This is a genomic window from Microbacterium sp. CFBP 8801 (assembly GCF_014839455.1).
Taxonomy (GTDB): Bacteria; Actinomycetota; Actinomycetes; order Actinomycetales; family Microbacteriaceae; genus Microbacterium.
In genome coordinates, this window is the sequence record NZ_JACYNU010000003.1 from 302,286 (window position 1) to 328,789 (window position 26,504).

The 26,504-nt window shown below is 73.0% G+C and carries 22 protein-coding genes; 14 read left to right on the plus strand and 8 right to left on the minus strand.

The genetic code is table 11. The features are described 5' to 3' along the window. Positions 1-4 precede the first annotated feature (4 nt). From IFR11_RS06065 to IFR11_RS06085, 5 genes are read left to right on the plus strand one after another with little or no spacing between them, the layout of a single operon-like run. Positions 5-1,768, plus strand: coding sequence for a helix-turn-helix domain-containing protein (locus tag IFR11_RS06065; protein WP_055940611.1), 1,764 nt, complete (start codon positions 5-7; stop codon positions 1,766-1,768). Continuing rightward, a complete protein-coding gene (locus tag IFR11_RS06070) occupies positions 1,761-3,164 on the plus strand; it encodes a hydroxymethylglutaryl-CoA reductase, degradative (protein ID WP_191915564.1) in 1,404 nt (467 codons plus the stop codon). Before IFR11_RS06065 ends, IFR11_RS06070 begins: the two co-directional genes overlap by 8 nt. Continuing rightward, positions 3,161-4,138, plus strand: coding sequence for a hydroxymethylglutaryl-CoA lyase (locus tag IFR11_RS06075; RefSeq protein ID WP_342030251.1), 978 nt, complete (start codon positions 3,161-3,163; stop codon positions 4,136-4,138). The genes IFR11_RS06070 and IFR11_RS06075 overlap by 4 nt, the downstream gene beginning before the upstream one ends. Beyond that, positions 4,135-5,364, plus strand: a complete 1,230-nt coding sequence (locus tag IFR11_RS06080; protein ID WP_191915565.1) for a CaiB/BaiF CoA transferase family protein — start codon at positions 4,135-4,137, stop codon at positions 5,362-5,364. The genes IFR11_RS06075 and IFR11_RS06080 overlap by 4 nt, the downstream gene beginning before the upstream one ends. Continuing rightward, a complete protein-coding gene (locus IFR11_RS06085; RefSeq protein ID WP_191915566.1) occupies positions 5,361-6,167 on the plus strand; it encodes a hypothetical protein in 807 nt (268 codons plus the stop codon). Before IFR11_RS06080 ends, IFR11_RS06085 begins: the two co-directional genes overlap by 4 nt. A 162-nt stretch (positions 6,168-6,329) precedes the next feature. Here IFR11_RS06085 and IFR11_RS06090 read toward each other — a convergent pair whose 3' ends face one another. Together IFR11_RS06090 and IFR11_RS06095 are read right to left on the minus strand one after the other, a co-directional pair. Next, positions 6,330-6,893: a flavin reductase family protein gene (locus tag IFR11_RS06090; RefSeq protein ID WP_055833010.1), complete on the minus strand. Its 564-nt coding sequence runs from the start codon at positions 6,891-6,893 to the stop codon at positions 6,330-6,332. Between the two features lie 279 nt (positions 6,894-7,172). Further along, positions 7,173-8,699, minus strand: a complete 1,527-nt coding sequence (locus IFR11_RS06095; RefSeq protein ID WP_055940633.1) for a CitMHS family transporter — start codon at positions 8,697-8,699, stop codon at positions 7,173-7,175. Between the two features lie 157 nt (positions 8,700-8,856). Between IFR11_RS06095 and IFR11_RS06100 the strand changes: the two genes are divergently transcribed. Then, entirely contained in the window at positions 8,857-10,470 is a 1,614-nt protein-coding gene (locus tag IFR11_RS06100) for a sensor histidine kinase (protein WP_191915567.1), read from the plus strand. Then, on the plus strand, positions 10,467-11,117 hold the full coding sequence (locus tag IFR11_RS06105) for a response regulator (protein ID WP_191915568.1): 651 nt from the start codon (positions 10,467-10,469) through the stop codon (positions 11,115-11,117). Before IFR11_RS06100 ends, IFR11_RS06105 begins: the two co-directional genes overlap by 4 nt. Before the next feature lie 138 nt (positions 11,118-11,255). Here IFR11_RS06105 and IFR11_RS06110 read toward each other — a convergent pair whose 3' ends face one another. Together IFR11_RS06110 and IFR11_RS06115 are read right to left on the minus strand one after the other, a co-directional pair. After that, positions 11,256-12,545 carry an alpha-amylase family glycosyl hydrolase gene (locus IFR11_RS06110; protein ID WP_191915569.1) on the minus strand — a complete coding sequence of 430 codons (1,290 nt, stop codon included), beginning with the start codon at positions 12,543-12,545 and terminating at the stop codon, positions 11,256-11,258. A 157-nt stretch (positions 12,546-12,702) separates the two neighbouring features. After that, a complete protein-coding gene (locus IFR11_RS06115; protein WP_191915570.1) occupies positions 12,703-13,929 on the minus strand; it encodes an ROK family protein in 1,227 nt (408 codons plus the stop codon). A gap of 176 nt (positions 13,930-14,105) precedes the next feature. Between IFR11_RS06115 and IFR11_RS06120 the strand changes: the two genes are divergently transcribed. The 4 genes from IFR11_RS06120 to IFR11_RS06135 are packed head-to-tail and all read left to right on the plus strand — an operon-like array spanning position 14,106 to position 18,907. After that, the gene (locus IFR11_RS06120; protein ID WP_197978811.1) at positions 14,106-15,356 is read left to right on the plus strand and encodes an ABC transporter substrate-binding protein; all 1,251 of its coding nucleotides are present in this window, start codon (positions 14,106-14,108) and stop codon (positions 15,354-15,356) included. After that, complete coding sequence (locus tag IFR11_RS06125) at positions 15,353-16,267, plus strand: carbohydrate ABC transporter permease (protein WP_191915572.1); 915 nt, start codon at positions 15,353-15,355, stop codon at positions 16,265-16,267. Before IFR11_RS06120 ends, IFR11_RS06125 begins: the two co-directional genes overlap by 4 nt. Next, positions 16,264-17,181 carry a carbohydrate ABC transporter permease gene (locus IFR11_RS06130; protein WP_191915573.1) on the plus strand — a complete coding sequence of 306 codons (918 nt, stop codon included), beginning with the start codon at positions 16,264-16,266 and terminating at the stop codon, positions 17,179-17,181. Before IFR11_RS06125 ends, IFR11_RS06130 begins: the two co-directional genes overlap by 4 nt. Before the next feature lie 43 nt (positions 17,182-17,224). Then, positions 17,225-18,907, plus strand: a complete 1,683-nt coding sequence (locus tag IFR11_RS06135) for an alpha-amylase family glycosyl hydrolase (protein ID WP_191915574.1) — start codon at positions 17,225-17,227, stop codon at positions 18,905-18,907. Between the two features lie 147 nt (positions 18,908-19,054). On the opposite strand, the gene IFR11_RS06140 is transcribed toward IFR11_RS06135, so the two are convergent. Genes IFR11_RS06140 through IFR11_RS06155 form a run of 4 tightly spaced genes read right to left on the minus strand, consistent with a single transcriptional unit; the run spans position 19,055 to position 23,146 of the window. After that, the gene (locus IFR11_RS06140; RefSeq protein ID WP_191915575.1) at positions 19,055-19,867 is read right to left on the minus strand and encodes a glycosyltransferase family 2 protein; all 813 of its coding nucleotides are present in this window, start codon (positions 19,865-19,867) and stop codon (positions 19,055-19,057) included. After that, entirely contained in the window at positions 19,864-20,868 is a 1,005-nt protein-coding gene (locus IFR11_RS06145; RefSeq protein WP_191915576.1) for a hypothetical protein, read from the minus strand. Before IFR11_RS06145 ends, IFR11_RS06140 begins: the two co-directional genes overlap by 4 nt. Then, positions 20,865-22,001: a glycosyltransferase gene (locus IFR11_RS06150; protein ID WP_191915577.1), complete on the minus strand. Its 1,137-nt coding sequence runs from the start codon at positions 21,999-22,001 to the stop codon at positions 20,865-20,867. Before IFR11_RS06150 ends, IFR11_RS06145 begins: the two co-directional genes overlap by 4 nt. After that, entirely contained in the window at positions 21,998-23,146 is a 1,149-nt protein-coding gene (locus IFR11_RS06155) for a glycosyltransferase (protein ID WP_191915578.1), read from the minus strand. Before IFR11_RS06155 ends, IFR11_RS06150 begins: the two co-directional genes overlap by 4 nt. A 108-nt stretch (positions 23,147-23,254) precedes the next feature. On the opposite strand from IFR11_RS06155, the gene IFR11_RS06160 reads away from it, so the two are divergent. The 3 genes from IFR11_RS06160 to IFR11_RS06170 are packed head-to-tail and all read left to right on the plus strand — an operon-like array spanning position 23,255 to position 26,468. Further along, entirely contained in the window at positions 23,255-24,145 is an 891-nt protein-coding gene (locus tag IFR11_RS06160) for a WcbI family polysaccharide biosynthesis putative acetyltransferase (RefSeq protein WP_342030252.1), read from the plus strand. Further along, entirely contained in the window at positions 24,142-25,134 is a 993-nt protein-coding gene (locus IFR11_RS06165) for a hypothetical protein (protein WP_191915580.1), read from the plus strand. The genes IFR11_RS06160 and IFR11_RS06165 overlap by 4 nt, the downstream gene beginning before the upstream one ends. Next, complete coding sequence (locus IFR11_RS06170; protein WP_342030253.1) at positions 25,128-26,468, plus strand: glycosyltransferase family 2 protein; 1,341 nt, start codon at positions 25,128-25,130, stop codon at positions 26,466-26,468. Before IFR11_RS06165 ends, IFR11_RS06170 begins: the two co-directional genes overlap by 7 nt. Positions 26,469-26,504 lie beyond the last annotated feature (36 nt).

Genomic DNA, 26,504 nt, shown 5'->3' on the forward strand with positions numbered 1-26,504 from the left:
TCCCGTGATCCACCCCGACCGGTCCGCGGACGCCGTCGGCAGCGAGGTCGAGGGACTGCGTCGCCGGGCCGGCGAGCTCGCGGCCCTCTACGCCAGCGCGCGCGAGCTGGCCGCGATGCGCGACGCCGACGCCGTTCTCGAGCGTCTCGTCGAGCGGGCGCAGGAGCTGCTCGCCGCCGACGTCGCCTACCTGTCGGAGTTCGACGGCGTCGATGGGGCGCTGCGCGTGCGCGCGACCCGCGGGGCGGTGACGGGCGCACTGCGCGACCTCGAGGTCCCTCCGGGGCGCGGCCTGGTGAGCGCGATCGCCGAGACCCGGCTGCCCCGGGCGGTGCGGCGGTACGACGCCGTCGCCCCCGAGCGGCACGCCTCGGGCATCGACGCCGCGGTCGAGGCCGAGGGGATCGTGTCGCTGCTGGGCGTTCCCCTGCTCTCGGACTCCGCCGTGCTGGGGGTGCTCTTCGTCGCCGAACGGCACGAGCGCGCCTACACCCCCGACGACATCGCGCTGCTGGCCGCCCTCGCCGCCCACGCGTCGGTGGTGCTGCAGACGGCGGCGGCGCTCGCCGATGCCCGCACGCAGGCGCTGCGCGCCGAGGCGGCGGTGGCCGAGCTGACCGCGCACGTCGCCGCGCGCGACCGCGCCAACCGCGTGCATCGCGAGCTCGTCGACGCGGTGCTGGCCGGCGGCGGACTGGCGCCCGTGGCCGCCACGCTGTCGACGGCGTTGCAGGCGGCCGTGACGATCGTCGACGCCGCGGGGGGCGTGCGCGCGGGGGCCGACGACGCGGCGACCCCGACGGCGGCGGTGCAGCGCGCGCTCGACGACAGCCGCGCCGAGGGAAGACCCATCCGGCTCCCGGATGCCGGGATCGTCAGCGCCGTCGTCGCCGGCGGTCGGGTGTTCGGGGCGATCGTCGTGGGCCCTCCGGCACGATCGCTCGACGAGGTCGACCTGCGCACCGTCGAGCGGGCGGGGCAGGTGGCGGCGCTGCTCGCCCTGTCGGAGGAGGCCGTCGCCGAGGCCGGGCACCGGCAGCGCTCCGACCTGCTGCTCGATCTGGTCACGGCCTCGCCGCAGCGTCGCGCCGACGTCGCGGCGGCCGCGCGGCGCGCGGGGATCGACGAGACGGCCGTGGGGGCGGTGACGGCGTTCGCCGTGCCGGCGGAGCGTCGTCCCGAGATCGCCCGCGTGGTGGCCCGCCGGCTGGGGCCCGCCGCCCTCGTCGGTGAGCTCGACGGCCTGGTGCTGGCCGCCCACGGCGATCCCCTCGACCCCGCCTCGTACGAGGCGGTGCGCTCCCTCGTCGACACCGAGGTGCTGGCCGTGACCGTGCGCGTCGAGTCGGGAGCCCTCGTGCGGGCGGCCGCCGACGTGCGTTCCGCCCTCTCCCTCGCCCAGGCCCTGGGTATCGACGACGCGCGGGTCCCCGCCGTCGACCTGCTGCCGTACGCGGCGACCATCGGTGCCGACCGGCGGGTGCTCGACGCCTTCCTCGACACGATGCTCGGCGCCGTCCGGCGGCACGACGCGTCCCGCGGCAGCGATCTGCTCGCGACCCTGCGGGCCTTCGTGCGCCACGGCGCCAGCCCCACGCGCACGGCGCGGGCCCTCACCTTCCACACGAACACGATCCTCCAGCGCCTCGAGAAGCTCGACGCGCTGCTGGGCGAGGGGTGGCGCGACGACGAGCGCTTCTTCCGCCTGTCGACGGCGGTCCGCCTCGACGAACTGCGCGAGCGGCTGGGGTCGCGCGGCGATGGGTGATCGACGCAGTGGGGGAGTCATCCGGTGTGTCGGCGGTCCATATGCCGCCACCGGGTCTCGATTTAGCGTCGAAGGGACGCCGCGGTCGACGCGGCGGCATCCCGCCCGCGAAGGAGCCCCCGTGACCACGAACAGCCGCCTCCCGGGCCTCCGCGACCACGAGCCGCTCGATCGACGCGCGCGCGTCGCCGAGGCCGCCGGTCTGTCGGCCGACGACCTCGCGGCCCTCGATCCCCGCGACGGCCTGTCGTTGTCGCAGGCCGACCACCTCGTCGAGAACGTGGTGGGGCTCATCGGCATCCCGGTCGGAGTCGCCACGAACTTCCGCGTCGACGGCGTCGACCGGCTCGTGCCGATGGCCACCGAAGAGCCCTCCGTGGTCGCGGCTGCCTCGAACGCCGCGCGCATCGCCCGCGAGACGGGCGGTTTCTTCACCTCGTCCACCGGCGACGTGATGATCGCCCAGGTGCAGGTGCTCGACGCCGTCGATCCCGAGGGGACGTGCCTGCGCCTGCTCGAGGCGCGCGACGAGCTGCTCGCCCTGGCCGACGCGCAGGACCCCATGCTCGTCTCGCTCGGCGGGGGAGCGGTCGACGTGTCGGTGCGCACCCTCGCCACCCGCGCCGGGGTGCAGGTCATCCTGCACCTGCACGTCGACGTGCGCGACGCCATGGGCGCCAACGCCGTGAACACGATGGCCGAGGCCCTCGCCCCCCGGATCGCCGAGATCGCCGGAGCCCGCACGCTGCTGCGCATCCTCACCAACAAGGCCGAGCTGCGTCTCACGCGCGCTCGCGCGGTCTTCCCGGCCGACCTGCTCGGCGGGCCGCGCGTCGTGGCCGACATCGTGGCGGCGAGCGCGTTCGCCGAGGCCGACGCGTACCGCGCCGCCACGCACAACAAGGGCATCATGAACGGCATCTCGGCGGTCGTGCTCGCCACCGGCAACGACACCCGGGCGGTGGAGGCCGGATGCCATTCGCACGCCGCTCGCAGTGGCGCGTACCGCGCCCTCTCGAGCTTCGAGCAGAACGCCGACGGTGACCTGGTGGGCACCCTCGAGGTGCCGCTCGCGGTGGGGCTCGTCGGGGGAGCGACGCGCGCGCACCCCGCCGCCCGTGCCGCCGTGCAGTTGCTGGGTGTCGGCTCGGCGCGCGAGCTCGCCGCCGCCATCGCGGCGGTGGGGCTCGCCCAGAACCTCGCCGCGTGCCGCGCGCTCGCCGCCGAGGGCATCCAGCGCGGTCACATGACGCTGCACGCCCGCACGATCGCCGCGAGCGCGGGGGCGGCCGTCGACGAGATCGCGGCCGTCGCCGCCCGCATCGTCGCCGAGGGTCGCATCCGCGTCGAGGACGCACGCGAGGTGCTCGCCGAGCTGCGCGAAGCCTCATCGTGACGGGCCTCGTGCCCCGCCCGTTCCCCCGTGTCGTCGCCCGCGCGGGAATGCCGGCCGAGGTCACCGTCTACGAGGTGGGTCCCCGCGACGGTCTGCAGGCCGAGACCGATGTCGTTCCCACGGCGGTCAAGGCGGAGCTCTGCCGACGCCTGTACGCCGCGGGCGTCACGGCGCTGGAGCTGACCAGCTTCGTCCCGCCCGCGTGGATCCCGCAGCTCGCCGACGCGCGCCCCCTTGTCGCCTCCGTCGCCGTCCCCGCCGCGAGCCGCGCGGTGGCCCTCGTACCCAATCGCCGCGGCCTCGACGACGCCCTCGCCGCCGGGATCCGCGAGGTCGCCGTCGTCGTGAGCGCCACCGAATCCTTCGCCCGCGCCAACCTCAACACCGACCGCGCCGGGGCGGTGTCCCGGGCGACCGACGTCGTCGCGGCCGCCCGGGCCGAGGGGGTCCCGGTGCGCGGCTACGTCTCCATGGCGTTCGGCGACCCGTGGGAGGGCGACGTCGACCTCGCCGCCGTGGTCGACGCGGCCTCCGCGTTGCACGATTCCGGATGCCGCACCCTCGCCCTGGGCGACACGATCGGGGTCGCCACGGCGGGACACGTCGAGGCGGTCATCGAGGCGGTGGCGGGTACCGGCATCCCGCGCTCCGCCCTCGCCCTGCACCTGCACGACACCTACGGTCAGGCCCTCGCGAACGTCCTCGCGGGGGTGGAGAACGGGGTGACCGAGTTCGACTCGTCGGTCGGCGGCCTCGGCCGCTGCCCCTACGCCCCCGGCGCCACCGGCAACCTCGCCACCGAAGACCTGGTGTGGATGCTCGAGGGCCTCGGCATCCGCACCGGTCTCGACCTGGTCGCCCTCGCCCGCACGAGCGCGTGGCTCGCGGGCGTCCGCGGGCGCCCGCACGTCTCCCGCGTCGCGGCCGCGCTCACCCGCACCGCCCCCGTCCCCCTGGAGGAGACCCCCGCATGAGCATTCCCCTGGCCCCCGGATCCGGCTCGCTCGCGGGCGTGGTCGTGCTCGACCTGTCGCGCGTGCTCGCCGGACCCTACGCCGCGCAGACGCTCGCCGACCTCGGCGCGACGGTCATCAAGATCGAGAACCCCCGCGATCCCGACGTGTCCCGCGGCTTCCCGCCGTACCTCACGCACGGCGTCGAGGAGTTCAGCGCCTATTACGCGCAGTACAACCGCGGCAAGCTCGGCGTCGGCCTCGACCTCGCCGCTCCGGGCGGCACCGAGACGCTCCTCGACCTCGTGCGACGGGCCGACATCCTGGTCGAGAACTTCCGGCCCGGCACGATGGACAAGCTCGGAGTCGGCTACGACGTGCTGCGCGCGGCCAACCCGCGCCTCGTCTACGTCGCCGTCTCGGGCTACGGCCAGACCGGGTCGCGCAGCCGCCGCCCCGCCTTCGACAACACCGCGCAGGCGGCCGGCGGCATGTGGTCGATGAACGGCTACCCCGGGCAGCCGCCCGTGCGCGTGGGGGTGACGATCGGCGATCTCTCGGCGACGTTGTTCGCCGTCATCGGCACGCTCGCCGCCCTCCGGCACGCGGAGCGCACGGGCGAGGGCCAGCTCGTCGACGTCGCCCAGGTCGACAGCATCCTGGCGCTCACCGAGACCGCCGTCGTGGACTACACCGTGCGCGGGGTCGAGGCCGAGCCCGCGGGGAACGAGCACGCGTGGGTGCGGCCGTACGAGCTGTTCGACTGCGCCGACGGTCAGGTGTTCTTCGGCGCCTACACCGACAAGCTGTGGCGCGCGAGCTGCGAGCTGTTCGGGTCGCCCGAGGTGGCCGACGATCCCGAGATCGACACGATGCGCAAGAGGTTCGACGCCGAGGTGTACGCGCGCCGGGTGAAGCCGGTGGTGGCGGGGTGGCTCCGGGACCGCACCAAGGCCGAGCTCGAAGCGCTCGCCGGCGACGTCATCCCCCTCACCGCGATCAAGACCATCGGCGAGGTGGTCGACGACCCCGGCATCGCCGAGCGCGACATGATCGTCGAGGCCGATTACGGCGACCTGGGGGTGCTGCGCATGTTCGGGCAGCCCATCAAGCTCAGCGCCACCCCCGCCACGCCGGCGCGCGTCGCGAACCGCTTCGCCGAGCACTCCGATGCCGTGCTGACCGGTCTCGCCGGGTACGACGCCGACCGGATCGCGGCGCTGCGCGCCTCGGGCGCGCTGTCGTGAGCACCACCCGCACGCAGGTCCTGGATGCCGTGCCGGTCGAGGCCTTCCGCGGCACGTTCGCCCTCGCCGACCCGGTGCGTGCCGAGGGCGCGCCGCTCCCGCCCGGGTGGGAGGGCGTCTTCTTCCCCTTCGCCGTCGCGCTCGACGACCTGCGCCCCGATGGCACGCCCGCGCGCGATGGCATCCTGCCCGAGATCGATCTGCCCCGGCGGATGTACGCGGGCGAAGACACGGTGTTCCCCGGCGTCCTGCGTGTGGGAGACGTCGCGACGCAGACGGCCACCGCGGGCTCGCTCGTCGAGAAGACGGGAGAGAGCGGCCGACTGGTCTTCGCCGACATCGAGCGCGCGATCGCCGTGGGAGGCGAGGTCGTGGTGCGCAGCACCTGGCACGACGTCTTCCTCGGAGCGGCCTCGGGCCCCGCCCGCCCGCCCCGGACCGACCCCGCGGCCGCCGCCGAGGCCGCGTGGATCGACGAGGTCACCCTCGACGCCCGCCAGCTCTTCCGCTTCTCGGCGCTGACGTTCAACACCCACCTCGTGCACTACGACCGCCGCTGGGCGCGCGACGAGGAGGGGCTCGATGACCTGCTCGTGCACGGTCCGCTGCTGCGCATCCTGCTCGTCGACGCCGCGCGCCGTCATGCCCCCGATCGGCGCATCACGGCGCTGCGCGTGCGCATGACCGCGCCGGCCTTCGTCGACACCGCGATCCGCCTGTGCGGCACCGCCGACGCCTCCCGTGTGGTGGCCCTCGGCCCCGGCGAGGTCGTGCTCGCGTCGGCCGAGGTGACCTGGGCCTGACGCGGGTCGTCGACGCGTCGCCGCGCCGCCTAACGCTCGCGCGACCGCGTCGCCCGCCGGCCGCCAGACCGCGCCGCCCGCCGCACTCGCGAGCTCACACGCTCCGCTCGGCGAGAACGTGTCCGCGCGGCTGACGGCGCACCGCGCGACCGTCGCCCCGGCTCAGTCGTCCAGGCGGGAGTGGTCGCCGAGGCGGTGCCAGGCGCGGTTGTGGTAGACCAGCGCGGCGCCGGACTCGCCGGGTTCGAGGTCGCGTTCGACGTCGACCTGCAGGGCCTGGGCGGCGATGACGGTCGAGCCGCCGGCATCCATGCGGCTCACGATCCGGCACCGCAGCCATGCGCGCACCCCGTGGTACACGGGCTCGCCCGTGGCCAGCCGCGACCAGGTGGAGGTGTCGGCGAAGCGGTCGAGACCGCTCGTGGCGGCCGTTCGCGCGAGCCCGATGTCTTCGGCGTCGAGCAGGTGCACCACGATCGTGTCGGCCGCGATGATCGTCGGCGTCGCCGATGACAGCGCCGAGACCGAGAAGATCAGCAGCGGCGGGTCGGCGCTGACCGATGACACCGACGAAGCGGTCAGTGCGACGGGGCCGTTCTCGCCGTAGGCCGTGATGACCGCGATGCCGCCCGGGTGGCCCCGGAACGCGCGCTTGAAGTCGTCCGCCGAGACGGTGGTGCCGATCGCGGGGGTGCTCTCGTGGTCCCCGTGCGGAAGCGAAGTCATGACTACGACGGTAAACGCTTGCGCGGGCGTCGGCGTCGTCGGTGCAACACGGCGAAACCGTCGACTCCCCGCCCGGCGGCTCGGCGCGAGGCTTCACTTTGATCAATCCGTGACCTTTCGCGACCAGAAATCGGTCGAGGAGCCCGGCACCGCAACCGAGAGCACCCCCTGCCGACCCGTCTCGTCGTGCGCTCGTCGGCGCCTCGCGCGCGCTGACGCCGTCAACCGAGAAGACCCCGGATGCCGAGGCATCCGGGGTGTTCGTTCGAGCACGCGGTCTCAGCCCAGCAGTGGCACCGCGCCCACCAGCACGCCGACGCCGAGCATGACGAGCGACACGATCGTCGCGCGCCACAGCACCTTCTTGTGGTGGTCGCCGAGGTTGACGCCGGCGAGCGAGACGAGCAGCAGGATGGCGGGAACCAGCGGGCTCTGCAGGTGCACGGGCTGGCCGGTGATCGAGGCGCGCGCCATCTCGACCGGGGCGATGCCGTAGTTCGCGGCGCTCTCGGCGAGCACGGGCAGAATGCCGAAGTAGAACGCGTCGTTCGACATGAAGAACGTGAACGGGATCGACAGCACCCCGGTGATGACGGCGAGGAACGGGCCCATCGACGTCGGGATCACCTCGGTGATCCACGAGGCCATCGCGGTGACCATGCCCGTGCCGTTGAGCACGCCGACGAGCACGCCGGCGGCGAGCACCATCGACACGACGCCGACGATGCTGGGCGCGTGGGCGACGATCTCATCGGCCTGCGAGCGGAGCTTGGGGAAGTTGACGATCAGGGCGACCGCGGCCCCGACCATGAAGACGAACGCGAGCGGGAACAGGTCCATCACCAGCAGCACCATGACGGCGGCCGTCAGCGCGAGGTTGAACCAGATGAGCTTCGGGCGCAGGGTCGCGCGGTTCGGGTCGAGCATGGTGTCGGCCATCGCGGTGTCGGCGGTGTCGACGAGCTGGGTCGCGGCGACGGCGTCGCGCCCGCCGCGGACGGTGACGATGTTGCCGGTGCGCAGCGACGCGACCGCGCCGGGCTTGTGCTCCGCGCCGCGGAAGATCTTCGGGGCGCCGAGGCGACCGAATCCACCGGGGGCGTCGAGCTTCGAGGTGTCGACCGAGCCCGCGAGACGCTTGCGCTCGGACAGACCGAGGAACCACGCGAAGGCGAGCGCGACGACCAGGCCCGCGATCAACGAGGGGATCATGGGCACGAACACGTCGGTGGGCTGCAGGCCCAGGGCGGTCGCGGCGCGCACGGTCGGGCCACCCCAGGGCACGATGTTCATCGTGCCGTTCATGAGTCCCGCGACGCAGGTGAGAACCACGGGGCTCATGCCCAGCCGCAGGTACAGCGGCAGCATCGCCGAGGTGGTGATGATGAAGGTGGTCGACCCGTCGCCGTCGAGCGACACGGCGGCGGCGAGGATCGCGGTGCCGAGCACGATCTTGGCCGGGTCGTCGCCCAGCACGCGCGTGATCACGCGGATCAGCGGGTCGAAGAGCCCCACGTCGATCATGATGCCGAAGTACATGATCGCGAACATCAGCAGGGCCGCGGTGGGCGCCATCGTGCTGATCGCGTCGATGACCATGTCGCCGAGGCCCAGGCCCGCGCCGGCGATGAGGCCGAAGACCGTGGGAACCACGATGAGGGCGACCATGGGGGTCAGGCGCCGCGTCATGATCAGCGCCATGAACGACAGGACCATGAGGAAGCCGAGGGCCACGAGCACCCCGTCGGCGGGCGTATAGGCCACCGGGTACTCGGCCGCTTCGGCCGCAAGGATCAGGGGGGTCATCGCGACTCCTTCGTCGTGACGGGCGCGGCTCTCGCGCTCTCGATCCGGCGACACTACGGATGCCGTGCCCCCGGGCGCGCGCTTGCTCGCATTGCGGCGGGTTATGCGCGTACCGTGTGTTCTGCGCATTTCGCGCAGCACGAGCCCGGAGGTGCGTATGCGATTCGCCACCCGGATGCTCGTCGTGCAGGTCGCCACGCAGGTCGCCGTGGTCGCGGTGTGCACCGCGGTGTTCGCGTGGCTCGGCGTGCAGCAGCTGAGGGCCGAGGCCGACTCCTCGGCCCTGAACATCGCGCGTTCGGTCGCCGAGTCGCCCCAGGTGCGCGACCTCGTCGCCGAGTACTCCGCCGACCCCGGCACGCCGGTCGCCGCGACGCTCCGCGACGGTGTCCTCCAGCGGTACGCCGCCGACGTCACCGCCCGCACCGAAGGCCTGTTCGTCGTGATCACCGACGATCACGGCATCCGTCTGGCCCACCCCGATCCGGACCGCCTCGGCGAGGTGGTGAGCACGAGCTTCACCGACGCGCTCGCGGGCCGCGAGGTCGTGACGTGGGAGGTCGGCACCCTGGGGGAGTCCGCCCGCGCCAAGGTCCCCGTCTATCCGCCCGCCGGCGGTGCCCCGGTCGGCGAGGTGAGCGTCGGGTTCGAGCGCGCGAGCGTCTTCGACGACCTCCCCGCCCTCCTCGTCGGCATCGCGGTCGCGGTGCTGCTGGCCGTCGCGATCGGCGCGGCCGTCGCGCTGCTCATGCGCCGCCGGCTCGAGCGACTGACGCTCGGGGTGCAGCCCGAGGAGCTCGTCGCTCTCGTGCAGACCCAGACCGCCGTGCTCGAGGGCGCCGACGAGGGAGTGCTCGCGCTCGACGACGCGGGGATCGTGCGGGTCTGCACCGCCGCGGCCGAACGACTGCTCGGGATCACGGATGCCGTCGGCCGCCCCCTCTCCGCCCTCGCCCTCGCGCCCGCCGTCGCCACCGCCCTGGCCGGCACCGGCGCGAGCACGGGGCTGCCCGTCGGCGGCCGGGTCGTCTTCATCGACGTGCGCCCTGTGCGCCGCGGTGCGCGCACGCTCGGGCGCGTCGCGGTGCTGCGCGACCGTACCGACGTCGCCGCGCTGTCGGGGCGTCTCGACAGCGTCCGCGCGATGGGCGACGCCCTGCGCGTGCAGCGGCACGAGAACGCCAACCGCCTGCACGCGGCGGTGGGCCTGCTGGATGCGGAGCGCACGGCCGAGGCCCGCGCCTTCCTCGCCGACCTCGTCGACCGCGGTTCGGTCGACTGGGCGGTGCCCGGGATCGACCTCGTCGGCGACGCGATGCTGCAGTCCTTCCTCGGGGCGAAGGCGCTCGCCGCACGCGAACGCGGGGTGACGTTGAGGGTCTCCGACGACACGTTCCTGCGGGGCACCGTCGACGACGTCGAAGACGTCGTGGCCGTGCTCGGCAACCTCGTCGACAACGCCGTGACCGCCGCGGCCTCGGCCCCCGCGCCGCGCGGGGTCGAGGTCGCCGTGCTGGGCGACGGCGACGCCATCGTGATGACCGTGGCCGACACGGGTGGGGGCATCGCCGACGTCGATGCCGTCTTCGCCCCCCGCGAGCGCGACGACGACCCGACCGCGGTGCACGGCCTCGGGATCGGGCTGCCGCTCTCGCGCGAGTTCGCCCGCCGTCGCGAGGGCGAGGTGTGGGTGGTCGACCCGGGTGGTGACGGCCACGGTGCCGTCGTGGCCGCCCGATTGCCGGGAGTCCTGCGAGGAGAGAACGAATGACCGACATCCGCGTCCTGGTCGTCGACGACGACTTCCGTGTGGCGGGGTTGCACCGCGACGCCGTCGCAGCCCGCCCGGGCTTCGTCGCCCTGGAGCCGGCGCGGACGGTCGGCGAGGCCCGCGCCGCGCTCGCCGAGCACCAGCCCGACCTGCTGCTCGCCGACGTGTACCTGCCCGACGGCGACGGTGTCGACCTCGTGCGCTCGGCCGGCGTCGACGCGTTCGTGCTGTCCGCGGCGACGGATGCCGCGACCGTCCGCCGCGCGTTCACCGCCGGGGCGCTGGCCTTCCTCGTCAAACCCTTCGACACGCGCGTGCTGGCCGAGCGTCTCGACCGCTACGCCCGGTACCGCAACCTGCTCTCCAGCTCGCGGCCGCTGTCGCAGGACGACATCGACCGCGCGGCATCCGTGATGCGCGGGGAGCGCGAGGGGCCGTCGCTCGCCCGCTCGGCGACCGAGCAGACCGTGCTGGCGGCTCTGGGCGCCGACGAGGCCTCGGCGAGCGAGGTGGCCGAGCGCATCGGCGTCTCCCGCGCGACCGCGCAGCGGCACCTCACGGCCCTGGCCGAGCGCGGCCTGGTGCAGGTGAGCCTCCGGTACGGCTCGACGGGCCGCCCCGAGCACCGCTTCCGCGTCGGAGCCTGAGCGGCTGCGTCGCCGCTGCTGCTGCTGCTGCTGCTGCGTCGCCTTCGCCACGTCGCATGTCCCACTTCGTGCAGCTCCAGCCCGTCGAACTCGCACGTTTCGGGACATGCCCGGCGGGAACGAGGTGGATGCCGCTGATCAGGCCTCCAGCACCGCCCACCCGCGCGGGCCCAGCTCGAGCCGCCCGTCGGCCGGGGTGCCCTCCCCGGCGACCACCGTCCGCCCGTCGGCGACCGGCAGGGTCACCGGCTCGTCGCCGATGTTCAGCGCCACCACCACGGCGTCGTCGCCCACGGCCGTCCGCAGCGCGACGGCGGTGTTCGTCACCTCGATGACGTCGGTGTGGGCGCGCCAGAGCCACGGCTTCCGACGCCGCAGGGCGATGAGCGCCTGGTGCGCTCGCAGGATCCGCACGTCGGCGTCGACCTCGCCCGGATCGGCGGGGAACTCCGGCCGCACCGCGTCGTCGCCCCCGAGGCGTTGCTCTTTCACCCCGGTCCACCCGAACTCGTCGCCGGCGTAGACCGACGGCGTGCCGGCGACGGTGAACAGCACCGCGAGGGCGTGGGGCACGAGGTCGGGGCCCACCGCCGAGGCGATGCGCGTGACGTCGTGGTTGCCGACGAAGGTCTGCGGCACGAAGGTCGCCAGCAGCTCGTCGTGACGCTCGATCGCGTGGCTCAGCTCGAACAGGTTGCGGTCCGAGATCCCGTGCCAGACGCCCTGCCACAGCTCGTACTGGGTGAGCGCGTCCATGCTCGAGGCGCGAACGATTCCGGCGCCGTCGCCGTGGATGACCTCGCCGACCACCCACACCTCGGGGAACCGCTCGCGCACGCGGGGGAGCACCCGGGCCCAGAACTCCGGGGGCACCGCGTAGGCGGCATCCAATCGCCAGCCGTCGATGCCCCGCTCCAGCCAATGGCACATGACCTCCACGACGAGATCGGCCACGGCCTCCGAGGAGTGGTCCAGCGCCACGAGCGCGTCGTGCCCCTCGAAGACGTCGGCCTCGACCCGGCCGTCGACGCGGCGGGCGCGGAACAACCCCGGGTCGTCGCCGCCGTCGGCGAAGGCGCGGAACGCCGGGTGCCCGCGGCCGACGTGATTGAAGACGCCGTCGAGCAGGATCCGGATGCCGCGCTCCCGCGCCGCCGACACGAGACGGTCGAAGTCCTCGTCGTCGCCGAGGCGGGGATCGATGCGGAAGTGATCGACGGTGTCGTAGCCGTGCGTCTCCGACGCGAACACCGGGCCGAGCAGCAGGCCGTTCAGTCCCAGCTCGATGACGTGGTCGAGCCACGGCTCGAAGCGGTCGAGGCGGTGTGCGGGTTCGGCATCCGGGTCGACGTCGTCGCGGATGAGAGCGCCGACGAATCCCAGCGGGTAGACGTGCCACCAGAAGACGTGCTCGGGCCACGCGGGCATCCGGTTTCCTCTCGATCGGGAATGAGACGGTCCCGACGCTATCCGCAGCGTCGGATCCGGCGAGGGGGCTTGCCGCCGCCCGACCTCTCGTCGTGCGGTCGGCGTCGGCTTCGGATGCCGCGGCCCGCCACCCTCTCTTCCCCCGAGGGTCTCCCCGTCACGCCCGCGCGCGATCGGCGGGCAGGGCGAAGGCGTCGAGGTCGAGGGCGTGCGTGCGGGCCGTCTCCACGGCCGCGGCCACGGCCCCGATCGACACGATGTCCGCCCCGAGGGTCGAGGCGACGATGCGCGGGGCCGGCAGGTGCAGCGACGCGGGCAGGGCGCCGATGGCCGCGTCGATGATGGGTCCGGCTCCGGCGGCGATCGCGCCCGAGACCACCACGCGCTCCACGTCGAACAGGCTGCCGAACACCGCCGCCACCCCGGCGAGCGCCGGGCCCACCGCCCGGGCGACGCCGAGGGCCCCCGCGTCGCCGGCGGCGGCGAGGTCGAGCACGGTCTTGGCGTCGAGGGTGTCGGGGTCGATGCCGCGCAGCGCGCTGTCGCGTGGGAGGGAGCCCGATGCCAGGGCCTCGCGCGCCGCGTCGACGCACCGCGGTGCGAGGCCCCAGGCGCTGCCGACCCCGTCCACGCGATCGAACGCCACGGTCTCGCCCGCTCCGCCGTGCGCGCCGCGCAGCAGGCGTCCGTCGACGCTGATGCCGGCGCCGAAACGCTCGCCGGCGAGCAGGGCGACGAAGTCGTCGCTGCCGACCGCGGCTCCGTGCGTGCGCTCGGCGACGGCGGCCAGGGTGGCGTCGTTCTCGACGCGCACCACGGGTGCCCACGCGGCGAAGCTGTCGATGAAGTCGGGGTTCATGCGCGCCCAGAAGCCGTCGTGGTGCACGGGCGAGCGCCCCGAGCGGGCGACGGGGGCGGGCACTCCGACGCACAGGCCGATGATCTCGGTGCGCGCGCGTCGTGCGCGGGTGAGGGCGGCGTCCACCGTCGCCTCGGCCGCGCGCCGGCGTCGCTCGGGCGAATCAAGCTCGGGGTCGACGGTCAGCCGCGAGGTGGCGAGTGCTCGTCCGCGCAGGTCGGCCACGGTGGCGGTGAGGTGGCCCCGGCCGGCGTCGACGCCGACGACCAGGCCCGCGCCGGGGTCGAAGGCGAAGCGTCGGGCCGGTCGGCCCTTGGAGTACTCGCCCACCGCTCGGGCGTTCGGCATCTCGGTGAGCAGGCCGCGGGCGGTCAGCTCGTCGAGCACGTCGATGGCGGTGGAGCGCGTCACGCCCACGGCCTGAATGACGTCGCTCGCGGTGAAGGCGTCGGCGTCCCAGACATAGCCCAGGACCGCATCGAGGTTGTGGCGACGCAGCGACGGCGTCGTCGTGATGGCATCCATCGACACTCTTGACCCCCTTTCGTTCTCCTGCAATACTGCCTGCACGACATTGATTTGACGAGTAGATTTACTCGACGGGACAACATATTCGCAGTGCAGCGAAGGAGGAACACGTGTCGACGAAGACCAGAGCGGGCCGACGATGGGTCGCCGCGGCGACGGTGGGGGTGCTCGGGATGGCGATGCTGGCCGGCTGCTCCTCCGACGGCCGCGAGACCATTCGATTCACCTTCAGCAAGCGTGAAGCGCTGTCGTTCATGAACGACGTGGTCGCCGAGTACAACGCCTCGCAGGATCGCGTACGCGTCGAGATGGACAGCTCCGGCGTCGACGTCGTGTCGGCGAGCTTCGTGCGTGGCAATCCGCCCGACATCATGCTGGCCAACTACAACTACGAGGTCGCCCGGTTCGTGCAGCGCTGTGCGCTGAGTGATCTCGGCGGTACCGAGGCGGCGGCCAGCGTGCGCGACGACCTGCAGCCGCTCCTCGACCAGTACGGCTCCTGCGCGGGGCGCACCAGCGCGCTCCCGTACTCGGTGATGGCGGCATCCGTCATCTACAACACGCAGATGTTCGAGCAGCTGGGTCTGTCGGTCCCCACCACCTACGACGAGCTCCTCGCCGTCGCCGTCACCCTGAAAGCCAACGGCATCACGCCGTTCTACGGCACCTTCAAAGACGACTGGACCGTGGCGCAGGGCTGGTACGACTACTCCGTCGGCGGCTCGCTCGACGTCCTCGACTTCTTCGACGGCCTCGCCGCGGAGGGCGCCGAGGTGGGGCCCGAGTCGCAGGTCTCGTTCGCCAAGGACTTCACCGAGCCGATGGACCGCATGATGCAGCTCGCCCAGAACTACACGAATCCGGATGCCGAGAGCCGGGCCTACGGCGACGGCAATCTCGCGTTCGCCCAGGGCGAGGCCGCGATGTACCTGCAGGGCCCGTGGGCGCTGGGCGAGATCGCGAAGACCGCGCCCGATCTGGCGGTCGGCACGTTCCCGCTGCCGATGACCGACGACCCCGACGACCTCGCCGTCCGCGTCAACATGGATCTGGCGGCGATCATCCCCGAGGCCTCCCGGCACCAGGATGCCGCGCGCGACTTCCTCGAGTACCTGTACCAGCCCGAGATCATCGAGGCCTACAACGAGTCGCAGCTCGGCTTCGCGCCGACGAAGGACGCTCCGTCGCCGAGCGACCCTCGCGTCGCCGGGATGATCCCGTACTACGACGAGGGCCGCATCTACCAGGGCGCCTCGGTGCTCGTGCCCAAGACCATCCCCACCTTCAACTACGCCCAGGCGATGATCTTCGGCGCCTCGCCCGAGGCCACGCTTCGCACCATGGACGAGGACTGGTCGCGCCTCGCGTTCCGTCAGCCGCCCGCGTCCACGACCGACGCAGCCGTCGAGGAGGACGCGCGATGACCACCACCACCACGATCGTGACGGGCGGGAAGACGACCGCTCGGCGCAGCAGCCGCCGCGTCGAGCCGATCTACTACCTGTTCCTGCTGCCGACCCTCGTGCTGTTCACCCTCGCCATCACGGTGCCGGGCATCATCGGCATCTTCTTCAGCTTCACCGACTCGATCGGCCTCGGCGAGTGGAACTTCACCGGGCTGACGAACTACATCGCGATCTTCAGCGACCCGGCCATCCTGCAGAGCTACCTGTTCACCTTCGGTTTCTCGGTCGCGACGGTGATCGTCGTCAACATCGCGGCGTTCCTGCTGGCCGTGGGACTGACCTCGCAGATCCGCTTCAAGAAGGCGCTGCGCACGGTCTTCGTCATCCCGATGGTGATCTCGGGCATCATCATCGCCTACGTCTTCAACTTCCTCTTCAGCAACTCGGTGCCCGAGGCCGGAGCCTCGCTCGGCATCCCGTGGCTCGAGACCTCGCTCCTGGCGAACCCCGACCTCGCGTGGGTCGCGATCGTCATCGTCACCGCGTGGCAGGCGATCCCCGGAACGCTGCTGATCTACATCGCGGGGCTGCTGTCCGTGCCCGGCGACGTCTACGAGGCCGCGGGCCTCGACGGGGCGAGCAAGACCCAGCAGCTGCTGCGCATCACCCTCCCGCTGGTGGCGGGGTACGTCGTCATCAACATCATCCTGGGCTTCAAGGGCTTCCTGAACGCCTACGACATCATCGTCGGCCTCACCGGCGGCGGTCCCGGCACCGCGACCCGCAGCGTCGCGATGTCGATCATCCTCGGCTTCAACGGCGGGGACTACGCGTACCAGATGGCGAACGCGGCGCTCTTCTTCGTCGTGGCCATCGTCATCTCGCTCCTGCAGCTCTCGCTGACCCGGGGAAGGAACACCCTGTCATGACCGCTCTCAACCAGCCCGCGCTCGCGTTCGAGCAGGCCGAACTCGCCGTCCCCGCCGACCAGCCGCAGAAGCGCCGCATCCGTCGCGTCGGCATGGAGCGCATCAACTGGTCGACGACGACCATCCTGGTGCTCTGCTCCCTCACCGTCCTGCTGCCGCTGTACGTCACCGTCTCGATGGCGCTGAAGAGCGGCACGCAGATCGTCGACGGCAACGCGTTCTCGTTCCCCTCGCCGATCAGCTTCGACGGCTTCGTGCAGGCGTGGACGCTGACGAAGTTCCCCGTGGGGCTCGCGATCTCGCTCCTCGTCACGGCCGGCACGGTGATGGCGACCATCGTCCTCGCCGCGTTCGCCTCGTACGCGATCGCCCGCAACTGGGAGCGCAAGCTCTTCCGGTACTCGTTCTTCTACCTGCTCGCGGCGATGTTCATCCCGTTCCCGGTCGTCGCCCTGCCGCAGATCCAGCTCACCGGCCGGGTGGGCCTCGACAACCCGTTCGGCGTGATCATCCTCGCCACGATGTTCCAGCTGAGCTTCAGCGTGCTGCTGTTCACCGCGTTCCTGCGTTCCATCCCGCTCGAACTCGAAGAGAGCGCGCGGATCGATGGCGCGACGACCTGGCAGACCTTCTGGCAGCTCATCTTCCCGCTGCTGGCTCCCATGAGCGCCACGGTCGGCATCTTCGCCTTCCTCTACGCGTGGAACGACTTCATGATGCCCTCGCTCATCATCAGCGACCCGACGCTGCAAACCCTTCCGGTGCGGCAGAACCTCTTCCAGACGCAGTTCAGCAACAACTACAACGTCGCCTTCGCGTCCTACCTCATGGCCATGGCCCCCGCGATCGTCGCCTATCTCTTCACCCAGCGCTGGGTGATGGCGGGCGTGACCCAGGGCGCCGTCAAGGGCTGACCCCCTCCCCTCCCCTCCCCTCCCCTCGAAAGGAACCCTCCTCGTGACGACCGCATCCCCCTCCGCCCGTACCCGCGAGCTGTCCGACGCCCCCGACTGGTGGCGTCAGGCCGTGGTGTACCAGGTGTACCCCCGCAGCTTCGCCGACAGCGACGGCGACGGCCTCGGCGACATCCGCGGCATCACCTCGCGCGTGCCGTACCTCGCCGAGCTGGGGGTGGATGCCGTCTGGCTGAGCCCCTTCTATCCCTCCGACCTCGCGGACGGCGGGTATGACGTCGCCGACTACCGCGACGTCGACCCGCGACTGGGCACCCTGGCCGACATGGACGAGCTCATCGCGCAGCTGCACGCCCACGGCATCCGGGTGGTCGTCGACATCGTCCCCAACCACACCTCCGACAAGCACGTCTGGTTCCAGGAGGCGCTGGCGGCGGGCCGGGGCTCGGCGGCGCGCGAGCGCTACGTCTTCCGCGAGGGGTCGGGCGTCGACGGCGCCGAGCCGCCCACCGACTGGGTGTCGCTCTTCGGCGGGTCGGCGTGGGAGCGGGTCGCCGACGGGCAGTGGTACCTGCACAACTTCGACGTCTCGCAGCCCGACCTGAACTGGGTCAACCCCGAGGTGCGCGCCGACTTCGTCACGACGCTGCGCTTCTGGAGCGACCGCGGGGTCGACGGGTTCCGCATCGATGTGGCGCACATGCTCACGAAGGACCTCAGCGAGCCCCTGCGCTCGCGCGCCGAGCTCGAGGCCCTGCCGCACGACGGCACCCACCCGATGATCGACCGCGACGACGTGCACGAGGTCTACGCCGAGTGGCGCGCGGTCTTCAACTCCTACGACCCGCCGCGCACCGCCGTCGCCGAGGCGTGGGTGCACCCCTCGCGCGTGCCGCTGTACGCCAGCGCCGACAGCCTCGGCCAGGCGTTCAACTTCGACCTTCTCGAGGCCGACTTCGACCCCGCGCAGTTCTGGCGCATCGTCGCCGACAACCTCGCGCTGGCCGCGGAGTCGGGCTCATCGACCACGTGGGTGCTGTCGAACCACGACGTCGTCCGCCACGCCACGCGGTACGGACTCCCCGACGCCGAGCGCGCCGCCGACGGGCGTCCGACCCTCAAGCACGGCAACGAGTGGTTGCTCTCCGGCGGGCAGTCGCCGGCTCTCGACTCGCGCCGCGGGGAGCGCCGCGCCCGCGCCGCCGCAGCCTTCGTGCTGGGCCTTCCCGGCTCGGCGTACCTGTACCAGGGCGAGGAGCTGGGCTTGCACGAGGTCGCCGAGATCCCCGACGCCGACCGTCAGGATCCGACGTTCTTCCGCAGCCCCGGCGTCGATCAGGGCCGTGACGGATGCCGCGTGCCCCTGCCCTGGACCGAGCACGGCCCGGCGTTCGGCTTCGGTTCGGCGGGCGCCCACCTTCCGCAGCCGGAGTGGTTCGGCACGTACGCGGTCGACCTGCAGGACGGCGACCCGGCCTCGACGCTGTCGCTCTACCGCCGCGCGCTCGACCTGCGGCACGAGCTGCAGACCGACGAGCAGATGGAGTGGATCGAGACGGGTCGCGACGACGTGGTGGCTTTCGCCCGCCCGAACGGCTGGACGGTGGTCACGAACTTCGGCACCGAGCCCGCGGCGCTGCCCGCGGGCGAGGTGCTGCTCGCCAGCGTCGCGCTCGACGGCGACACGCTGCCCGGCGAGACCACGGTCTGGCTCCGCGGCGCCTGACCCGCCCCGAAAGCCCCGGCGTCCGCGCCGGGGCTTTCGCACGCCCTCCGCCCCGCCCCGCGGATACCCGTTGAGTGTCCAAGACACGCCGTAGCGCCCCGCCCGAGGGCGGCGTGTCGCGGACACTCAACGCCGTCACGCCCCGGCTCAGCGCACGCGCACCCAGCCGTCGCCGCGGCGCTCGATCGCCCCGGCCGCGGCGAAGGCGTCGAGCCATCCCCCCATCGGCCACGCTCCCCACCGCTCGAAGAACGTGCCCCCGTTGCGCAGGATGTCGTCGAGGTGCTGCCACGGGGGAGAAGAGACCGGATGCCACTGGTGGTACGCGTCCGCCCCGCCGACCCACTGCATCTCGACGCCCGCAGCGCGAGCCGACCAGGCGAGGTCGGTGTCTTCGGCCCCGTACCCCTCGTACCCGGGGTGGAAGCCGCCGATGCGGTCCCACGTCGCCGGGGTCACGGCGAACGACAGCGACCAGAACAGGTCGTACTCCCCGTCGGTGGCCCGCCGCGTCTCGCCGGGTCCGAGCGCCGGGCGGGCGCGGTGCGGGCGGGTGAGAAGGGGCAGGTCGTCGAGGTTCTCCGGCCGTTGCACGCTCGACAGGTAGGTCACCGCTCCGCAGAGCACCGCGTCGGGGTGCGCGCGGGTGGCGGCGCGATAGGCGGGCAGCAGGTCGGGCCCGGGCAGGCAGTCCACGTCGAGGAACACCAGCAGCTCGGCGCCGGCGGCGATCGCCGCGTCCGCCGCGCGGTTCCGCCCCACGCCCACCCGCAGTCCATGCGGCCCCGGGGGCACGAGCACGGTGAGCGTCCCCGCCTCCGCGACACCGTCCGGTGGCGTCTCGTCCAGCCACGCCTCGACGCGCACGATGTCGTCGGCGAGTTCGGCGATCACGCGGCGCTGGCGCTCGAGGTGTTCGCGCCGCGCCGCCGAGGCGACCGTGATGAGCGCCGTCCTCACGGCCGCACCGCCTCGAGGGCGGCGGCCATGCGGTGGGCCGCGCCCGCGACCTGCCAGCGCGACCAGTCCGGTTCGGTCGAGGCGGCCCGCTCGACCAGATCGGCCAGGTCGGAGGCCGAAACGGTGTCGTCCGCCCGCTGCGCGAGGCCCCAGCGGGCGAGGGCGTCGGCGGTCGCACGCTGCTCGTCGAAGGGGCGGTCCTGCGCGATGACGACGGCGCGGGCTCCGGATGCCGCGAGGTCGGCGACGCTGTTCTGGCCCGCGGCGCTCACGACCACCGTGCTGCCGGCCAGCAACGGCCAGGGGTCGTCGACGCGGGAGGCCTCGTCGTGCCCGATCGCGGTGACCCGCCAGCCGCGAGCGGAAAGACGTGCGGTGGCCTCGTCGCGGACCTCCGGCTCGAGCACACGGCCGAGCAGCAGCACTGACCGCTCGGTCGCGGACTCGGGCGGGGTGCGTCCGTCGTAGCGCGAGATGCCCCCGGTCCACACCACGCGATCGCCGTGCTCGGTCAGGGCGGGGGTGGGCACCGCGCCGTGCGCCCAGGGGGCCACGATGCGATCGGCCAGGGCGTAGGCGAGGGCGTGGGGCGCGTCGGTGCGCGCGCCGGGCTGGGTCACCGCGACAGTGCGGAGCCCCAGGAGTCGCGCGAGGGCCACGACCTCCGCGCTGACGTCGACGACGAAGACGTCGAGATCGAGGTCGACCGCGGCGGAGGCGATCATGGCCAGTCGTGCGCGGTGTCCCGGGTGCCCGTGGGGTGCCCAGTGCAGCTTCCCCCGGGCGGTCGGTTCCGCCTCGCGCGGGTCGAGCACCGTGCCGTCGGCGGCCTCGACCACATCGGCGTCCGGCGGGAGCACGACCCACTGGGTCTCGGGGGCGAGTCCGGCGGGACGGGCGAGCGACGAGAACGCCACGACGGGGGTCCGCAGGTGCGGGTGCACGGCGAGGAAACGCGCGACGTGGCCGAAGCCGTGGTGGTGGACGTACCAGCCGATCACCGCGACACCGCCGGCACGCGTCGCGCGGCGACGGGCTGAGCGGTGTGGGTGAGCACCCGCTCCACTTCGCGGTAGCGCTCCGTGAGCGAGTGCTGTCGCACGGCCGCCCGGCGGGTCCAGACGCGCGTGAGGGGTTCGCGCGCGCCCTGCGCGGCGAGCTCGGCCGCGGCTTTGCCCAACGCGACGACGTCGCCGGGCATGACCGTCGCCGATCCGGGCATGCCCGCGAGCACCTCGGAGACCCCGCCGATGTCGAAGGCCGCGACGGGGGTGCCGGTGGCGAGTGCTTCGGCGATGACGAGGCCGAAGGGCTCCTCCCACATGGGCGTGACCAGGGCGACGGCCGACGATCCGACGAGGCGGCAGAGGTCGGGCTGATGCAGCGGGCCTACGTAGCGGGCGTGCACGCCGAGCCGGGGCACGACTTCCTGCTCGAAGTAGTCGACGTCGCCGATCCGGCCGGCGAGCACGATGTGGGCGTTCGCCGAGCGGGCGGCCTCGATGGCCAGGTGCGGTGCCTTCTCGGGCACGACGCGCCCCGACCAGACCCACGACGGTCCGCCGGCGCCGCGCGTCCACTGGTCGGTGTCGATGCCGTTGGGGAAGACGAAGGCGTCGACCCCCTCGACCGACCACGCGCGCGCGGTCGCCTGGCTCACGGCGATGAAACGGTGCGGGCTGTCGCGCACGTCGGCCGCGGCCTCCAGCATGTGTTCCAGGGGCGGCGTGTGCAGGGTCGTGACGACCGGGATGTCCGCCTCGCGGCTCCACCGGATGGGCGCGGGATGCAGGCTGTGGTTGTCCACGACGTCGTACAGGTGGCGGTCGGCGATGAGGCGGTCGCGGGCCGCATCGAAGGCGGTGTCGACGGCCGCCGCATACCCGTGCGGGTACTCGGTGTCGGATGCCGCCTCCGGCCGCGTCCAGGCGGGAGCGGGCAGAGAGAACTCCGGCGTGTCACCGAGGAAGTCCGAGCCCTCGGCGGCGCACAGGGTCACCTCGTGCCCGCGCGCGCGCAGCCAGCGCACGCGGTCCCAGACGCACGCCTCCAGTCCGCCGGCGTGCGGCTGACGCAGGGGGTAGCGCGACGGGGCGACGACGAGCACCCGCAGCGACCGTGCGCCGCGGATCATGCGGCCACCTCCGTGTCGAGTGCGTGGCGGTACACGGCGACGTGCGCGGCACGCACCTCGCTCCGTTCCGCAAGACGTTCGGCCCGTCGCCGGTCCACCTCGGCCGTGCGCGGCGTCGATCCCGGCGTCGACCAGGCCGGAGCCGTGGCCTCCACCATCGCGCGTGCGAGCGAGAGCGGGTCGCCGACGTCGAAGGCGTGGAAGTCGCCGGGATGCTGGGCGGCGATGTGGCCGATGCGGGTGCCGACGACCGGAACGGCGAGGTCGTAGCAGAGCTCCGCCCAGCCCGACTGGGTGCCGTGCCGATACGGCAGCACGCACGCGTCGAGGTCGGCGAGCCACTCGGCGAGGGCGTCGTCGTCGAGACGGGCTCCGCGCTCGACGCTGACACCGTCGGCGTCACGGACGAGGAGGTCGATGGATGCCGCCGCCTCGGCGTCGCGCACCCGCTCGTTCATCCGCACGACGGCTTCGATCCGCGCACCCTCCGCGCGCAGGGCGGCGACGGCGCGGACGAGGGTCGCGGTGGTCCCCACCCCATCGATGTTGGGGCGGAGATCGCGCAGGTGCACGCCGATGCGGGCGACGTCGTGGCCGTGACCGGTGGGGCGTGGTGCGTCGCCGAGCAGCGTGGGGTGGGCGATCACCGTCGTCGGTCGGTGGACGATCCCGCGCACCTCGGCGTCGGCGGTGTCGGTGAGGGTGACGAGGGCGTCGGCGCCCGCGGCGAGGACGGCGAGCGACGCCCGGTGCGCGTCCTGCTCGCTCAGCTGCGGGTTCTCGAGGTCGTGCACCGTGTAGACGAGGGGTCGCCCGATCCGACGGAGCGTCTCGACCGTCTCGCGCAGTTTGTCCGGGCTGTACGACTCGATGCCGAAGTGCACGTGCACCAGATCGAAGTCGTCGGCGTGCGCTTCGAGCCACGAGGGCAGCAGCACCTGCGGCGGCCACCATTGGCCGGCGGGGGCTCCCGGCGGCGGTGGGTCCGACAGCAGCGTCACGTGGTCGCGGTCGGTGATGGCGGCGACATAGGGGTGGGCCGAGGGGACGGCCGCGACCCGGACCGGGGGGACGGTGGTGACGACGATCTCGTGTTCTCCTCGTGCTTGCGTGCGTGACGGTGCGCGTACCGCATCGCCAGGCACATCGCAATGCAACGGGGCGGTTGGGACGACGATGACACCGACGGATACCTTCACATCATGGGTGGTGAGAGGGCGCGACTGCGAAGCCTTGCGGACCACGGCGACGCGGTGATAGCGCGCCGTCGCCACTACGCCGAGTTCTACGGCGAGAAGGCCCCGGCCGACGGTTTCGGCCTGGTGGTGGGCAATTGCCAGGCGGAGTCACTGCGGCTGGTGATCTCGTCCGAGGTTCTTCCCGCCGTGCGCGTCCCCGCGGTGCACGAGCTCACCGCCGACGATGCCCGGCGCCTGCACGTCCTCCTCGCCGATGCCGCGTTCCTGGTCGCGCAGCCGATCCGCGACGACTACCGCGGCCTTCCGCTGGGCACCGCCCAGTTGCGCGCCGCTCTTCCCGCCGCAGCCCGCACCGTCACGGTCCCGGCCGTGCGCTTCGCCGGACTGCATCCGTTCCAGGCTGTTCTGCGCCTCCCCGACTTCCCCGAGGATCCGCCGCTCGTCGCGTACCACGACGTCCGGATCGTCGCCGAGGCCTTGGGTACTCCGGTCGCGTCGAGCGTGCCGGCCGCCACGGTCCGCGCGATCGCCGACGCCTCGATCGCGGAACTGCGGCGCCGCGAGGCCCGGGGGCTCGGCGTCGCGGCATCCGATCTCTTCGCTCCGGTGGTCGACGACCTCGCCCGCACGGTGAATCATCCCGGGAACGCGCTGTTCCTCCCCCTGGGGGAGCGCATCGTCGCCGCACTCGGGGCGCCCGGCCGGGTGGTCGACCCGGGCCGCCCGATCCTCGCCGCCGTCCGTGCGCCGCTCGAGAGCTGGGTTGTCGACGCGTGGGATCTCGACACCGCCCCGCGGCCCGATTGGATCGTCGACGGCGAGACGGTGCCGGCCGCCCTCGTGCGCGAGGCGCATCTCGCGTACTACGCCGAGCGCCCCGCGCTGCTCGCCGCCGTCGCGGAACGTCTGGCTCCGCTGCTGCGCACGTGGGCGGAGGCCGCATGACGACGTCGATCCCGGATGCCGCCCTCCCGGTGCTGCTCGCCCACCCGGGGCCGCACGGCGTCGCCGTGTACGCGCGCGAGATCGCCGCCGAGATCGGGCGGGGCGCCCCCGGGGTGCGGGTCCTCGCGCCCGACGAGGCGGCATCCCTTCCCCCGGGCACGCCCGTGCACGCGCACATCACCGATCGGCTCTGGGGGGCCTCGCCCGAAGAGGCCACGCGCACCGTCGAGGCGCTGGCCCGGCGGCATCCGCTGACCGCGACCCTGCACGATGTGCCGCAGGCCTCCGACGGGGAACGCAACCGCCCCCGGCGGCGGGCGTTCTACCGCTCCGTGACCGAGGCGGCGCGCGCCGTCGCCGTCAACAGCGCGCACGAGCGGGAGCTCCTGCGGGAAGAGGGGGTCTGGGACGGTCCGGTGACGGTCGTGCCGCTCCCCGTCGCGAGCGTTCCGCCCTCGGTCTCCGCTCCCTCCGACGACGCGGTCGGCGTCCTCGGCTACTTCTACCCCGGCAAGGGGCACGACGAGGCACTCGCCGCGACCGCCGCCTCGGGCCTGACACGGTTGAGCGTGCTCGGGCGCGCGTCCGAGGGTCACGCGGCCGACCTCGACGCGTTCGTCCGCTCCGCGGCCGCGGCCGGCGTCACCGTCGAGGTGACCGGGTGGCTCGACGACGCCGACATGATCGCGCGAGCGCGGCGGGTCGCGGTCCCGGTGATCGCGCACCGTCACGTGTCGGCGTCGGGGTCTCTCGCCTCGTGGATCGGGTGGGGCCGCCGGCCGGTCGCCGTGCGCAACCGCTACGTCGACGAGATGGCCGCCCTCCGGCCCGGAACGCTCGACGTCGTCGAGCCCGAGCAGCTCGCTTCGGCCGTCGCGGCCGCGCGCGCCGATGCCGGCCGCACCTGGCACGGCGTCGACCCGGTCCCGTTCGGCCGCGCCGATGCCGCGCGGGCCTACCGCCGTTGGTGGGCGGACCTGTCGTGGTGAACGCGGACGACGGCGGATGGAACGATCGGATGCCGTGGGTTCCGGGCAACCGGTGGGACCTGGTGTCGCATCGCGAGCCGGATCCGCCGCGGGTCAGCGTGATCGTCACGCACTACGCGCAGCCGCAGGAGTTGGCCCGCACCCTCGCGGCGCTGCAGCAGCAGGACCACCCCGCCGACCGGCTCGAGATCATCGTGGCCGACGACGGATCGCCCGAGTCGCCGGTCGTCCCTCGCGGCGTTCGGCTCGTCCGCCAGGACGATCGGGGTTTCCGTGCCGCGGCCGCACGCAACCTGGGGGCCGCCGCCGCCACGGGTGAGGTCCTCTGCTTCCTCGACGCCGACACGACGCCCGAGCCCGAGTACATCCGACGGATGTCGCGCCTCCCGGCTCTGCTCCCCGACGCGGTGACCGTCGGACGCCGTCGTCACGCCGACCTTTCCGAGGTGCCCGCCGGTCTCCCGATCGCCGAGGTCGCCCCGCCGCGGGAGCTGGCCGAGCCCGAGTGGCTCGTCGAGGCGTATGCGCGCAGCGCGAACCTCCTTCACGCCGACGACCGTTCCTACCGGTATGTCATCAGCGCGGTCGCCGCGTGTTCCCGCGCGTTCTTCGACGAGATCGAGGGATTCGACGAGTCGTTCTCCTCCTATGGCGGTGAGGACTGGGAGTGGGCGCATCGTGCCTGGCAGGCCGGCGGAGTGCTCGCACACATTCCGGATGCCGTGGCCTGGCACGACGGTCCCGACTGGGCCGGACGCGACGACCGCGACCGCGCGGCCGAGGGCAATCGTCAGACGCAGGTCCTCGCCGCGAAGATCCCGGTGCAAGGGTCACGGGGGAGGGGTCTTCTCCCCTCGGTACCCGACCTCCTCGTCCGTCTGCGCGATGCGGTCACCCCGTCGGCGGCCTTCCTCTGCGTCGATTCCTTCCTCGCGTCGTTCCCGCAGGCGTCCGTGGCGGTGGATTCTTCCCTGCGCGAGTACGCATGGACGGCCGATCCCCGCGTGCTCTTCTCCGGCGACGCTTCCACCCCCGACGCGCGGATCACCCTGCACCTGACCCGGGCGGTGGTGATTCTGGATGCCACCACCCTCATCGACGCGGTGGCATCGCTCGATCACGGGGAGATCGGCTCGCTCGACCTGGTCACCGCGGAGGGCGTGCGATTCGGACTCGCGGAGTCGCGTCGGTCGCGTCGGCGCACCCACCGATGGGGAACCTCGGCGGCCTTCCGCCGAGACACCCGGGTGGCTGACGGAGTGCATCCGACGAGGGACGAGCCCCACCTCGAGGCGTGGGTCGGCGGGTGGGGCGGCGTCGACCGCTTCGTCTGATCGGCCCACACCCGCGTGTTTCCGGGGGTGTGGGGG